We start from the raw sequence: 14,004 nt of genomic DNA, 5'->3' as shown, positions 1-14,004 counted from the left end.
TATTTCATATGGGCGATTGCCATTTGATAAGAGCTTACGAAACATCATGGAGTTGTTACGGTAAGACGTTAAATCTCGACGATTCATCGCGTTGCGCGACCGTTGGACTTGTAATGACCTTAATTTGTATACAATCCAATATTTCATTGCACATGATTCTTTCGGATATGCTTTCCAAGTCAATGGAGAGATTCGACCAACCAACCGGGCGCGGCAACGCTCTGAAGCATGTCGGGGTATATGCCCAATGAGACCTCCTGTATTAGTGCGCCGAAGTTAAAAGCAGCAAACTAACATGCTGAGGTCACAGACTAAAACTGTTGACTGAGATTGTGTGCAATCGTCAAGCAAAGTGTATTATCATTCACAATTGATATGAGTCACGAAAGACTAGGTTGAGCCGCATGACAGACAGCGCCGGAACTGCGACGGTAACGCGTAAAACGCCCTTCACTAATGAAGAGATCTATGGGCGTATCCAAAAAGCAATACTTGAGAATAGATTGGCACCTGGCACCAAGCTGACTGAAGAGCGCTTGGCTGAAATATCTGGAGTTAGCCGGACCAAGATTCGGACTGTTTTGAATAGGCTTGCGCACGAGGGATTGGTGGAACTGATTCCGAACAGGGGGGCTTTTATCGCTAGCCCCACTATTAAGCAAGCACGCGATGTCTTCGTCGTCCGCCGCATGATTGAGCCCGAAATGGCCAAGCAATTGGCAGCCACGGCAACCACAGCGCAGGTTCGCGCGTTGCGCAAGCATGTGCGACTTGAAGAGGAAGCGCGCAAGACCAATGACCGTCCAGCGATCATTCGCCTATCTGGTGAGTTTCATGTGCTCGTTGCAGAGATGGTCGACAACGAAATCCTTACGCGAATGATGCGTGAGCTAGCGCCACTTACTTGTTTGGTTATTACGCTGTATGACAAACCTAGCGCACCTGCTTGCTCATGTCACGAGCATAGTCATCTAGTTGATGCGATCCAGGACAAAGACAGTGTACGTGCTTCAGAGTTGATGCTGACGCACCTTCAGCATATTGAAGGTGCGTTGAATTTCGAAGCGAATGATCGCGCCGAAATCGATATTCAGGACATTTTTTCTTAATGATCGACGTTTTGGTCTGACAAAAGCCAGAATCGGGACCGCACGTATCGAGATCGTATCTACATCGGGCTTTTACTGTCATTCGGAAATCCACCATGCCGCAAATTCGCATCACAGTCGGTTCCCTTCAGTTTATGGCTGAAACCCATCCAGATGCTCCTCATACCGTATCCGCCTTTATTGGACTACTTCCGTACAAGCAAAAGCTGATTCATGTTCGCTGGAGCGGAGAAGGATGCTGGGTTCCGCTTGGAGAGCTTCAGCTTGAAAACGATGGAGTAAAAGTCGGATTTGAAAACCATACCAGCCATCCATCTGTCGGCGATTTCCTGTTCTATCCGGGTGGCTTTAGTGAAACCGAAATTATCTTGGCGTATGGGAGCTGCAGTTTTTCTAGCAAGATGGGCCAATTGGCGGGAAATCATTTCCTGACCATCACCGAGGGGAAAGAAAAGCTAAGAACCCTTGGTTCAAAGGTTCTTTGGGAAGGCGCGCAGGACGTTCTGTTCGAACTAGCCTAGATCCGGTAACGTCACCTGCGCTCGACTCATTATCCTCAGCAGATGTTGTGGTTACTGCGCCAGACGATCTGCTTCGATGTAGTATCGATGGCGCAAGTAGCGACTCACCAATTGACCGTATTCCGAAATTAGTGCCGATGGATTCAACCGGTTAACTACTTACTTCGGGTGGCACAGAGCATGACATGGATAGCCTATGCTCTGAACCCCATACCTTCCAACAGCAAGTTCGTGCCATTAATCCTATAGCGACGGTCTCTTCATTTGACATGAGGTGGGTTGGGTTGAAACATAGGGCTCAATCTTATGTTCAGTCTTCCATCCATAACCGGTATTTTCCTGGTCAAACTTCACGTCTTTGCCGTTAACTTTTGTCCAGTTCATGATGTACAAGGACTGTTGAATCTGATGATCCGCCTTGCGCATTTCTACTTCACCATTCAAGCTTTTTAATTTCATCCCCTCCAACGCGAAGGCAACTTTTACCGGATCTACCGAGCCGGCATCCTTAATCGCTTTGGCAAGCATGGCGACGCCATTATAGGTTGGCATCAGATAGTAATCGTCGTTGTATTTCTTCTTGAATGATTCGACGATCTCTTTTCCGGAGAAGGTTTGGTTGTTCGGGTGCCAGTTAAAGACCACTTTAACCCGCTCCGCGCCGCTGGCTCCCATCGCAGTTGGCGTACCGGTTCCATTGGCATAATAGGTATAGAAGTTGACATCCAGCGATGCGTCCCTAGCGGCCCGGATCAGAAGCGAAAGATCGGCACCCCAATTTCCAGTGATTACTGCATCTGCGCCGGACGCCTTGATTTTGCCAACATAGGGCGAAAAATCCTTTACCTGGCCGATAGGATGAAGATCGTTGCCGACGACCTGAATATCAGGCCGTTTCCGCTTCAGATAGTCAGTTGCCGCGCGTGCCACCTGATGTCCGTGCGCATAGTTCTGACCGATGATGTAGACCTTCTTGATTTTGGGGTCCCGGGCAAGGTAGGTGGTCAGCGCCTCCATCTTCATGTCCGAGTTCGCATCGAAGCGAAAATGCCAGAAGCTGCATTTGCTGTTGGTTAAATCAGGATCGACCGCAGCATGGTTCAGGAAGACGACCTCTTTACCCGGGTTGCGTTCGTTATGCTTGTTGATTGCGTCGATCAGTGCCGCTGCCACGCCGGAGCCGTTGCCCTGAGCGATATAGCGATACCCTTGGTCGATGACCGCCTTAAGCTGTATTAGCGATTCTTGAGGACTGGCCTTGTTGTCGAATCCAACTATATCGATCGTGTTATCCCCTGCCCACTTGCCCTGGTTCGCAGCATCCGCAACGATTTGCCAGCTATGCAACAGGTTCTGACCTACCGGCGCAAACGGGCCGGATAGTGGATCGATAAATGCAATCTTGACCGCTGCCGCTTGCGTCGGCGCTGCCACCATCAATGCCGCAGAGAAGACGCCGATAACCATTGAACGAGTCTGCTTAATCATAAAATTCCTCATAGTGAAGATAAGCCGGACGAAGGGATGAACCCTTCGCTGTAAAACTGCAAGGAGAAACTAACCAATATGTGCGCCAAATTGGTCTGCCGAGGTGTTAGAGAATTCCAAGCTGCTTTGCCACGCGTTGCAGCCCTCCTCCGGCAACCAGCCCACCGTCGACGGCGAGTTCAGCTCCGTTGATGTAACTTGCTTCGTCGCTAGCCAGGAACAAGACTGCATCGGCAACTTCGTTCGCCTCACCGATACGGTCAGCAGGAATGACTGTCCTGAACTCGTTCACACGGTCTTTGACGGGCTCGGTCATTGGTGTCCATACGAAGCCGGGGTGGACTGAATTGACCCTGATGTTCGCATCGGCGTATTCCATCGCCGCCGACTTCGTCATCCCGCGCACTGCCCATTTAGATGCCGCATAAGCCGCAGAAAAATACCCGGTCATACCAGCCGCTGACGAAATGTTAACGATTGCACCGCCGCCATGTTGTTTCAGGAATGCCGCTCCGTATTTGATACCCAAGAAAACGCCCGTCTGATTTACAGCGATTGTTCGGTTCCATTCTTCCAGGGTACAGGTGGCGAAAGTGCGCTGTATGCTTATTCCGGCGTTATTTACGATGACATCAAGCGTACCCAGACGCCTTTCAATGGCTTCCAGTGCGTCCAGCCAGGCTTGTTCCTGCGACACGTCGAGCGCTACGGCTAGACCTTCTGCGCCGGCTTGTTCAACCTGTTGTGATATTGCATTCACCGTGTCCTGTTCAATGTCGGCCAGGACCACGGAGCGAGCGCCTTCCTGCGCAAAGCGCAATGCCTGCGCAGCACCTAATCCGCTCGCAGCACCCGTTACAAGCACAACCTTGTTCTCGAATCTCTTGCGTGCAGTCACGTTGGATGTCCTTTACGTTGCATATAGATGAGGCTATGGGAGAGCACTATCGACCCGACGAGCTGGAAGTGGCCGATCCGCGAGCGGAACACTCAGGTCAAAACTGCTTATCGCGCGTCCTTCGCGCACCTTTCCGTTGGAATAACCATAGGCATAGTCTTCATAGAGCTTGATGTAGTCGGTGGACGACATGCCTGTGCGTTTTACCGATGGATGTCTCAGGACAGCGTCACGCCAACGGCCTAATAAGCTCAGGCCTGGCTGTTTCAGTGGATCGAATCCCCAGTAATGCTCATTCAGCACATAGCGCTCGAAGAACGGTGCGTAAGTCAGCTCGACCATGCCGAATTGATCGAATACATGCTCCGGCCGTGCGCCAAATCGAACCAGCAGACCTTCAAGAGCAATCCAGTCGTCCGCCGCCTGTCGTTGCAGCTTCCAACGTCTGTCAACGTCCTGCTCCATTAACGCGCGGTACATGTTAGGGGCAAAGCGGGAATTGCAGAATTCAATCAGCGTGCGCGCGACAAATCGCTCGTAAGGGGAACGAGGTAGCGCCGGAATCTCCGGGAAGACTTCATCGAGATATTCGTTGATGAGACTCGATTCATTCAGCACGTGCCCGGCATGCTCGAGGACCGGTACCTTCCCACTTGGATTCAATGCCAGGAACCATGCCGGCCGCGGTTTGGTGAGGTCTATTTCGACCACGTTATACGAGATTCCTTTCAGGTCCAGCAGAATGCGGGTTCGCTGTGCATAGGGGCACGCCCACATGCTGAAGATCCTGATTGCGTTGCTGCTCTCTTGGCTTTGCATGATTCCTCTCAGCGCGGTCGATGTCGCATGATTTCTTGTTCAATCCGTTCCCGCAATAGCGTGATGCGGTCACCGCCCCAAAAGAGTTCGCCGTCAAAAACGAAAGTGGGAACACCGAATACGCCGATCGTTTCAGCTTGTTCAACGATGCGCCTGTGCTCCTCCTCGCCCTCGCCCGATGCAAACACTTCAAATTCATGAGGATTGCCGCCGAGCTTCGCGATATATTCCTTCATCGCGTCCATCGAATCGATGTCAAGCTCTCGTTTCCAGAACAGGGAAAACGTTTGTTCGTGATATGCGTCGAAGAACCCGTGTCTTTGCGCGAAGAGCATACCGATACTTGCAAGCGAACCGTTGTAGATGCGCTGCGGCCCCATCAAGATCAGGCCCTGGCGGTTGGCTGCACGGCGTGCATCCATGTAGCCATATTTCACCTTGCGCCAGTTATGCGCGCTACGTTCATCAACGGCGCCTAAATATCCCTCGATTTTTAACGTATAGGGAAGCCACACCAATTCGATCGGATACTCGACCGCAAGGGCGAGCGTAGGATTTTTGGCAACGTACGCATAAGGGCTCTTGTAGTCGGTGTAGACGATTACTCGCAGACTTCGATTTTCATTATCCATAATATTCCTAGTTAAAACGGGCCGACTTCCAGTCGCTGCCACATGCGTCACGATCCCAGGTATCGGGTGTTATGCCCTCTGACCGCAACACTTGCTTCTGAACCTTGTTGGTTGGCGTCATGGGCAATTTTTCGAGCATGCGGATATACCGTGGCAACATAAATCGGGGAACATGTTCGTCAAGATAGGCAATCAGCTCAGCGCATTCGAGACCGGCACCCTGCTTCAGCGTCACGACCAGCATGACGTCGTCTTCACCGTAGATGCTTGGTACGCCAATGGCGGCGGCCTCCAGCACCGCAGGATGGCCGAGTACCTCGACCTCCAGTTCATAAGCAGAGATGTTCTCGCCACGCCGCCGAATCATGTCCTTTAGTCTGTCGACAAAAAAGTAGTCGCCTTCATTGTCCCGCGTGAATGCATCGCCGGTATGGAACCAGCCGTTGCGCCACGCTTTCGCGGTGGCCTCAGGATTTTGGTGATAACCGTGATTCATTGCCCATGGCTGCTCGGTGCGCACAATCAGCTCACCAACGGCTCCTGGAGCAACTTCACAATCGTTTTCATCGACCAGACGTATGGAGACACCTTGGCGCGGTCGCCCGCAGGTATTGGGCTTTTCAGGATTGGGCCCTGAATGTAGTGGGGTGGATATTTCGGTCATATTGAAAACCGTGTGAACGTCCACGCCGAATCGCTGACGAAATGGTTCGGCGCACGCTCCAAGCGGAACGATAAATACCAACCGTAACTTGTGCCCGCACTCGAACTTGCCAGGTTCCTGTTTGAGGAGGAAGGTCGCCATGGTACCGAGCAAAAAGGCGACCGTGACCTCGAGTTGGGTAATGGTTTCCCAAAACGTCTGGGTACGAAAGCCTGCGACGACGGCGATGGACCCGCCACGCAGCAGAGCGTTCGTGCACATAAAAGCCCCACCGATATGAAATAGCGGCATGTGCACCAGATGACGGTCATCATCGCGAATGAAGGGCCAGGCGAGAGGGCCGGCGGTCGATCTCGCGTGCATATAGGACGAAAGAACACCTTTAGACAAGCCAGTTGTACCGGAGGTATAGATGATGGTCTGGGTGTCCCATGGAGCAATAGGACGTGCCAAAGGTTGCAGCGCACCCGGATCGCCCGTTAGGACGTGTTGCGGGAGTAACTGAAGATTGTTTAGCTTGTCAGAAGATGGTTCGCTTTCGCTGAGGATCACCTGGGCTAACTGGGCAGTGTCGATGCGCTCCAGTTCCGTCAGTACAGCCGGATGAACAATCGCCACCGTGGCACCGGAATTCTTGATGACATGTTCGAGCAGTCGCCCTTTGAATCCTGGGTTAACCGGTACGGCAACCGCCCCCATATAGTTGATGGAAAACAGACAGCGCACTGCGAACTCTGAATTGGGGAGCAGCATCAATACCGTGTCCCCCTGCCCGATGCCAAACGACTGCAAAGCCGCGGCAGTACCTTTGCAAATTTCGAGCGTGCGTGCAAACGTCCATGCCGCCTTGTCTTCGAAGACGGCAAACGTCGCATCGGGCCGTGTTGCCGCATGTCTCTCGAGCGCATAACGCAGCACACACTGATCGGCGGGATCAACCGTAACAGGTTGACTGATCATGAGAACTTTCTCCTGTTTGCTACTGTGTTGGAATCACGACCGAGGGCAAAAGAGGTTTGTCCTCCGTTCACTTACTTTTGTCAGCGACGTTTCCCTGACCGAACTGCCCTGCTCCGAACAGCGTATCCCATGCCTTTTCGGTAATCGGACTTTGCTCAACCTTCTCGCGCAACAGGTCGAAACCGCGCCGTACTCCCGGACGGACCTTGATCGCATCGTTCCAGCGCTGCACATTCGGAAAGTCGTCAAGATTGATTCCCTGACTTTTGCGGTGCACCACCCATGGCCACGTGGCCATATCCGCAATCGAGTACTCGTCTGCCAGAAATTCATGCTCGGCGAGACGACGGTCAAGCACGCGGTAAAGGCGCTGTGCTTCAGATGTGTAGCGGTTGACGCAATACTCTATGCGTTCTTTCGCATAGAGCCGAAAGTGATGTGCCTGTCCAAGCATGGGACCGAATCCACCCATTTGCCACATTAACCACTGGATTGCAATCTGGCGCCGGGCCGGATCAGAAGGCAGAAACTTGCCACAGCGCTCGGCCAGGTGCAAAAGGATGGCGCCGGATTCAAACACGGCAAACGCTGCGCCGCCCCATGGAGGAGCGTGGTCGACGATGGTCGGAATCTTATTGTTCGGATTGATCTCCAGGTACTCGGGAAAAAACTGTTCGCCTTTCGTTGTATCTACCGGCACCAGTGTGTAATCCAGGCCGGCTTCTTCCAGGAAGATTGCAACCTTGCGGCCATTCGGTGTGGGTGCCGTATAAAAATCGATATCAGCATTGCCGCGACGCTGTTTGTAATCCTGCATGCCTTCTCCGATGGTAGGGGTGTTTTGTTTTCGTTATGGCGTAATGGTTGGCGACGAACGTAGTAATTCGTCTTCCACAAACTCCATGCGATCTTTTCCCCAAAAAAGTTCTTTCCCAACAAAAATGCTGGGCACACCAAAGACGCCACGCTCGATGCCGTGATTTGTGCTATCAATGAGTTGCTGTCTTACTTCGTTACTTTCACTGACGCGTTCGAATTCGTCAGGGTCCACTCCCAATCGATGCACAATGGGCTGCAGGCCGCTGTACTCTTGAATTGTGGCGTCATTACGCTCCCAGTACGCGGCGAAAACCGCATCGACGTACGGCATCTCCAGATCCCATTTGCGCATGGCCAGCGCACCGCGCAACACGCGGCTGCTCTTGATTGGAAACCGGGTGGGAATCTGAAACGGCAACTGGTACTTTTCCGCCCAACGTGCAAGGTCACGCTTTCGGTTTTCCAGCTTCACGGGCAGTTCGTCCATTAATACGTAGTTATTGGAACGGAACACATGACCCAGGTTAAATGGATGTAAAACGAGTTTTGCCCCCGTACGTTCAAGGACCGGTTTGATCAGCTTCAGCGCGAAATACGTGTTCGTACTGCCGATGTCCCAGTATATTTCAACGGTCTTGTTTGTTGTGCTCATCATGTCTCTTCAGAAAGGGATTGGGTTCATCGGGAAGAAAGCTGGTCAGGCTGAGGCACGCCGTCCCCGCAAGTAGCGATGCCATAACTTGGACAAATCGGCTCCCTTGTCAGCGCAGCCTTCAGTATTTTTCCCGCCGCATTGTGCGGAATTGAATCTGTAAAAATGAATTCATGCGGGATCTTGTACTTCGCAAGGCAGCGCGTACAGTGCGCCCGGATATCGTCGACCGACAACTCAGCTCGGGGCCGGAGCACGATAAAAGCCCGGCCCACCTGGCCCCAACGCTCGTCGGGGATGCCAATCACCGCTACTTCGGCAATGCCTGCGATCCCGGATAGGACGTTTTCCACCTCTGCCGGATAGACGTTTTCCCCGCCCGAGATGTACATGTCCGTCCAGCGGTCTACGATAAACAGATAGCCGTCTTCATCGAGGTAAGCCGCGTCGCCGGTGCGAAACCAGCCGTCGATGTAACGTTTTTCGCGAGCTTCCGGGCGGTTCCAGTAACCGCTCGTGATCGAAGGCCCTCTGACCTGCAATTCGCCCACTTCACCGGGCGGTAAAACGCGTCCGTCTTCGCTAGCAATGCGCAACCGGACGTGCGGAACAGGTAGCCCCGCAGAGCCGAGTTTTGTGCGAGTCTGGTCTGGCGGTAGCATTGAGCCCATCGAGGTTGACTCCGTCATTCCCCATCCCTGCTGAATAGGGATACCCTGTTCCTCCAGTACCTTGAGCAGACTAAGTGGAACCGCGGCGCCGCCAACGGCTGCACACACGAGATGATCGAACTTCGCAGTTCGGAACTCGGCCTCCTGGCTCATCAACGCATAAATGGTCGGGACGGCAAACACATGGGTAATGCCCTGTATCGGATCGCTCAGCAACTGGAGAAACTGCTTCGGGTTGAAGGCCTTCATCACGAGCACAGTGCCGCCCAGGTAAAAAATCGGATTTGGAAAACAGTTCAAGCCACCGACATGAAACTGGGGAAGCACGACAAGTGTCTTTGATTTGCTGCTGATGCCGGTTGCGCCGACATAGTTCAGACAGGTAAACAACTCCATCTGGTGACTGATCATTGCCCCCTTCGGCCGTCCGGTTGTGCCAGAGGTATAGATCAATGACGCCGTATCGGTAAGAGTCACTTGTTCAGTTGAAGACGTGGGCGCGCTGTCTTGTAGCAAGCGCTCATAGTCGCTGTTTTCCTGGCCTCGTGTTATCAAATGGAGTCCTGGAATCGCGCTCGTCAGCGCCGTCAGAGTCTTAGAAAATGCCATATCACCGAATAGCACGCGCGGATTGGCGTCACCGAGAATGAATTCGAGCTCTGGCACCGTCAGGCGCCAGTTAACGGGTACAAAAACGGCTCCCAGTCGCCAGCATGCGAACTGGATTTCGCAAATGTCGGAGGAATTGTGGCTTAAGACCGCGACGCGATCGCCTCGGGCGACCTGAAAGCGATGTCGGAGAAAATTCGCGATTCGAGACACACGGTCGTCAAGTTCGCGGTAAGTAAATGCGCGTCCGGTTTCCAGATCCGCCATTGCGATCTGGCCTGCCGCCGACTTGGCATGGTAAGACAGGAAATCAACCCGTTCCACTTGCATCTTTATTGTCTCCGTTATTGCTGCCTGGATGCTTCTTCTGGGCTTCAATGCGATGAGGCCATGCGCGAGTTGCGAAAGACCACAACCAGCGTAGAGAAATCCTAACCACTAAAAACGGGGACGTCAAGAAAAATGAATTATGAATCACCAGTCATTTAAATCGAAAGGAACTATAATTTAAAATCATTCACCGGAGTTGTTCATGCAGAAGCATTTGCCCGTGTTCCTCCGACGCACTTTCCAGAAACCCTACAGCAAGACGAGCCGATGAAAAAAAAACTGACCCGAGCTGAAAAGGGCGAACTCACCCGGAAGAATTTGTTCGACGCTGCAATGAAAGTCGTTGGACAGGTTGGCTACCGGGATACCTCGGTCAACGACGTTACTGCACGTGCGCGTGTAGCACAGGGGACGTTTTATAACTATTTTGAATCGCGGCAGGATCTTCTCGACCACTTGCTACCGGAACTTGGCAAAGACCTCTTGGAGTTTTTGGGAAAACAGGTCGGCGATGCCACCTTTCTGGAACGGGAAGAAAAAAGCATCCAGGCTTATTTTCAGTTCATTAAAGAAAAGCCGGAGTTTTATCGCATCCTGATGGAAGCACAGGTCGATTCTCCGCAAAGCTTTGATACACATGCTGCAAATCTCGTAAGCAATTACGTATCGGCTTTACAAAAGACGAAAGAAAAAGGATTTCTTCAAGCCTATTCCGAAGAGGAATTTGAAGTCATTGCGTTGATATTACTTGGAGCACGTGTCTATCTGAGCCGGCAGTACTGCTTTAAGAATGGAAAGGCGACCACCGTTCCTGACCACGTTGTGCAGACGTATATGAAACTGATATCAGGTGGGCTTCAGACTGCAGGGGACAACAATGGAAATTCGATGCCCAAGCCAAGGCAGAGGCTACGAACACAGACTCCGTACGACTGCACAGTGGTTCCCGCTCCCGACGGCGACTTTGCAGCGATTTATACCATGTCATTCTCACTCGCTTCAATCGCTGCGGCTGAAGCCGACTTCTACTTGCAGCAGATTTCTGCGGACTTTACACGGCGCGCCATGGAATATCTTTTAGATGACGGGGCCAGTGTCGGAAGCGTCATGACACATCTTTCGCGCCACCGTCCTGCGGGAAAGATGCACGTTTCCGGTCGGGTCGAACATACGTCCACCACAGAAGGTGTACTTCATGTTCGGATCACAGACCACAGCGCACCGGCCGTCGCACACATTGCAACGTGCACGGTGGCATTTTACAACTCGAGGCCTGTCTAAACCGAGCGTAGACCAAGCTACATCGCCACGTTAAGGAAGAAGATTCTCCTATGCTTGACGCGACCACGTTCAATCTATTGCTAACAGCAGCATTAATTCCGTTTTTATCGGGCGACTTTGTTCCACAGCCATATGTCGAAATGCTTCAGCAGGATGCTAAGCAAAGTTCTACCTCTACGAAATAAGTTGGGCGATCTGACGCTAGTTATAGCGAGACCGAGACAATGTTTAGTGCATGTCCTTTCTCGCTAGAGAAACTAACTAATACCAATCTCCACCTGTATCGTGACGCTTCTACGCGCGCTCAGGTACGGCGCAACAGAGGCTGAGTGCTGCAACGGAAGGCACCGCCGAATGAGCGACTGATCTTGTAGTCTACGTACTCTACCTTGATTCCATGACGCTCAAGTTCCCGACCGATTCGTTCGAACGCGGGATCTGTAACGTAGACTGAAGGGGATATCGGTATGCCGTTTGTGGCCAGCTGTGCGCTGTCCTGCAATGATACGGATACTCGTGCCCATTCTTTTAGTTGAGCTGGAATACCGTCCAGCAATGCCTCTTCACAAACGATCATCAAGCCATCGCGAACGAGACCTAAAGCACAATCAAGGTGCAAAATATCCGGCCGCAGGCGAACTTCCTCGACGGTGTATCCTTGCGGCCCAAGAAACTTGCGCAACCAAGCCACCCCGTTCGTATTCGACGCCAGACCGGAATTTCCGACGAAGATAGTCTTGTTGAGTACCAGGATATCGCCGCCTTCCAGAAACGGCCCGCCCCCTAGAGTCGCATCGTCAGAAGCAGCAACCTCAGGCTGAGGCAGCGCAACGTATACACACGTTGCAGGGTACACACGGCCACGCATTATGTCTCTGACTGGCAAGACTTCCTGACGGCGATGCAGGAAACGCAATGAGCCTTCGATAACAGCATTCCCGATAGTGAAAAACGGATCGCGAACAAAGAAATTGCTATACCCATTCGCCCCTGTTGCGTCCTTCTCGGCTTGCGTTAGTTTACGCGGTCGCAGCACTTCCACACCATGCTTTTGCAGCACTGCGGAAAAGTTGTCGCGCTCTTCTCCCCACGCCTTTTGTCCTTCGGGGTCGCTCTGCGCAAAGTTCATCCCGGGCACCAGTTTCACCGCCGCGTCAGGAGGAAGGAAGGATGCGTCCGAACCGGCAAACATCTTCTCGGAAACTGCCACTTCGGACTGAGCCAGGACGACAGTGCGCAAAGGCGCAAATTCACTTTCCACGAAGATTTCGGGCGTATTCATCGTATTTTGCAATCGGTTCGGTTTTACTGCTGCTGGACTGATGTCATGAAAAGTAGCAGCAGACAGCGCTGCTGCAGCCACCATCATAGCGCCTCGCACTGGACTGAGATCGTGGAGATGTTGCCAGATATCATTCAAACTCTGTAACTTCTCAACTCGTAGGTACCGCTTCCAACGCGCTGACCTTGAGCGGATAACCTATCGCAGTTCCGCAACGAGATTTCCAGAAATTGGATGGCATCGACGAAATTCTCGTATCTATCTCGGCCTTCTGCCGGCGGTTTCTCATTCACACTACTAAGATGAGAATATACAGCTAGCGTACCGAGCTATAAATGCTGGAAATCGCCTCGCTTGCTTGCGTCAAATGCGGCAGCATTTCGCGCTCGACGAAGGCAAGCGTACGGTTGCCGAGAATCATGCTGATGTTGATCGCAGCCACGATCTGGCCCTTGGCATTGAAGATGGGTCGCGATACCCCAGCAATCCCTTCCATCAACTCACCATTCGAAAAAGCCCATCCACGTTCGCGCACACGTCCGATCTCCTTCTTCAATTGGTCGATGTCGACCACAGTCGTTTCCGTAAATGGCTTGAGTTCAGCCGCGCGCAACGCGCTGTCGAGCGCAGGCTCATCTAGCTGCGATAGCAGGATACGCCCCATCGAGTGGGCGAACGCCGGAAGCCGGCTACCGATGGAGAGGTCCAGACGCATCGGCTTCTTGGGTTCGGAGCGGTGCAGGAACACGATATCGGCGCCATCGAGGACGCCGAGGGCACAGGTTTCTCCAGTTTTTGCTGCTACACCCTCCATATATGGAATGGCAATGGCACGCAGCCCCTTGCTGCTGAAATAAGAAAAGCCTAATTCCAGGACTTTGGGCGTTACTAGAAAGTCGCGGTCGATCTGCTCGAGATATCCGACCTGCTTCAGTGTCAACAGGAGGCGTCGTGCCGACGGACGTGTCACATCCAGCAGCGTCGCCGCCTCCTGGATCGTCAGGCTTGGTTGATCGGCACCGAACAGGGCCAGGCAACGTAATCCATTGGCCAAGGATTCAAGGAAGTAGGCCGACCGGGCGGCATCGGTATCGATATCGGTGTCATTCGTGTCATCCAGGTCACTCGCCACAGGCTGGAGGATCCCCGTTTGCGACAACGGCCTGATTTGCTTCTTTGTCATGATGTGCTTTCTAAAAAGATCTTGCGTACCGATGTACGGAAGTATACACTTCCTCTTGAAGTGAAACCCGTACATTTGTACGCAAA

At 52.5% G+C, this 14,004-nt stretch carries 13 protein-coding genes; 3 read left to right on the top strand and 10 right to left on the bottom strand.

Annotated features, from left to right (window positions below):
* Positions 1-404 precede the first annotated feature (404 nt).
* A complete protein-coding gene (locus tag ACFQUU_RS03475; RefSeq protein WP_382242698.1) occupies positions 405-1,109 on the top strand; it encodes a GntR family transcriptional regulator in 705 nt (234 codons plus the stop codon).
* A 95-nt stretch (positions 1,110-1,204) separates the two neighbouring features.
* Positions 1,205-1,630 (top strand): DUF3830 family protein, encoded by a 426-nt coding sequence (locus ACFQUU_RS03470; protein ID WP_382242695.1) that lies wholly within the window; start codon positions 1,205-1,207, stop codon positions 1,628-1,630.
* A gap of 243 nt (positions 1,631-1,873) precedes the next feature.
* Here the strand turns inward: ACFQUU_RS03470 and ACFQUU_RS03465 are convergent, their stop codons facing one another.
* From ACFQUU_RS03465 to ACFQUU_RS03430, 8 genes are all read right to left on the bottom strand, one after another.
* A complete protein-coding gene (locus ACFQUU_RS03465; protein WP_382243366.1) occupies positions 1,874-3,097 on the bottom strand; it encodes a branched-chain amino acid ABC transporter substrate-binding protein in 1,224 nt (407 codons plus the stop codon).
* 127 nt (positions 3,098-3,224) lie between these two features.
* Positions 3,225-4,016, bottom strand: a complete 792-nt coding sequence (locus ACFQUU_RS03460) for an SDR family NAD(P)-dependent oxidoreductase (protein ID WP_382242693.1) — start codon at positions 4,014-4,016, stop codon at positions 3,225-3,227.
* Positions 4,017-4,049: 33 nt separating this feature from the next.
* The gene (locus ACFQUU_RS03455) at positions 4,050-4,835 is read right to left on the bottom strand and encodes a glutathione S-transferase family protein (protein WP_382242690.1); all 786 of its coding nucleotides are present in this window, start codon (positions 4,833-4,835) and stop codon (positions 4,050-4,052) included.
* Positions 4,836-4,843: 8 nt separating this feature from the next.
* Complete coding sequence (locus tag ACFQUU_RS03450) at positions 4,844-5,509, bottom strand: DsbA family protein (protein ID WP_382242687.1); 666 nt, start codon at positions 5,507-5,509, stop codon at positions 4,844-4,846.
* On the bottom strand, positions 5,475-7,091 hold the full coding sequence (locus ACFQUU_RS03445) for an AMP-binding protein (RefSeq protein WP_382242684.1): 1,617 nt from the start codon (positions 7,089-7,091) through the stop codon (positions 5,475-5,477). The genes ACFQUU_RS03450 and ACFQUU_RS03445 overlap by 35 nt, the downstream gene beginning before the upstream one ends.
* Before the next feature lie 67 nt (positions 7,092-7,158).
* Positions 7,159-7,908, bottom strand: coding sequence for a glutathione S-transferase N-terminal domain-containing protein (locus ACFQUU_RS03440; protein WP_382242681.1), 750 nt, complete (start codon positions 7,906-7,908; stop codon positions 7,159-7,161).
* 33 nt (positions 7,909-7,941) lie between these two features.
* Positions 7,942-8,565 (bottom strand): 2-hydroxychromene-2-carboxylate isomerase, encoded by a 624-nt coding sequence (locus ACFQUU_RS03435; RefSeq protein ID WP_382242678.1) that lies wholly within the window; start codon positions 8,563-8,565, stop codon positions 7,942-7,944.
* Positions 8,566-8,588: 23 nt separating this feature from the next.
* Positions 8,589-10,172: a long-chain fatty acid--CoA ligase gene (locus tag ACFQUU_RS03430; RefSeq protein WP_382242675.1), complete on the bottom strand. Its 1,584-nt coding sequence runs from the start codon at positions 10,170-10,172 to the stop codon at positions 8,589-8,591.
* 267 nt (positions 10,173-10,439) lie between these two features.
* Here ACFQUU_RS03430 and ACFQUU_RS03425 point away from each other — a divergent pair, with 267 nt between their 5' ends.
* Complete coding sequence (locus tag ACFQUU_RS03425) at positions 10,440-11,453, top strand: TetR/AcrR family transcriptional regulator (RefSeq protein WP_382242672.1); 1,014 nt, start codon at positions 10,440-10,442, stop codon at positions 11,451-11,453.
* A 304-nt stretch (positions 11,454-11,757) separates the two neighbouring features.
* On the opposite strand, the gene ACFQUU_RS03420 is transcribed toward ACFQUU_RS03425, so the two are convergent.
* Both ACFQUU_RS03420 and ACFQUU_RS03415 read right to left on the bottom strand, forming a co-directional pair.
* Positions 11,758-12,735 (bottom strand): dimethylarginine dimethylaminohydrolase family protein, encoded by a 978-nt coding sequence (locus ACFQUU_RS03420; RefSeq protein ID WP_382242669.1) that lies wholly within the window; start codon positions 12,733-12,735, stop codon positions 11,758-11,760.
* Positions 12,736-13,051: 316 nt separating this feature from the next.
* On the bottom strand, positions 13,052-13,918 hold the full coding sequence (locus ACFQUU_RS03415) for an IclR family transcriptional regulator C-terminal domain-containing protein (protein ID WP_382242666.1): 867 nt from the start codon (positions 13,916-13,918) through the stop codon (positions 13,052-13,054).
* Positions 13,919-14,004 lie beyond the last annotated feature (86 nt).

The organism is Herbaspirillum sp. GCM10030257, from assembly GCF_042666555.1.
In the GTDB taxonomy this organism is placed as follows: domain Bacteria; phylum Pseudomonadota; class Gammaproteobacteria; order Burkholderiales; family Burkholderiaceae_D; genus Noviherbaspirillum.
The sequence above is the reverse complement of the archived record's forward strand: the minus strand, read 5'-3'. Positions and strand labels throughout refer to the sequence as shown.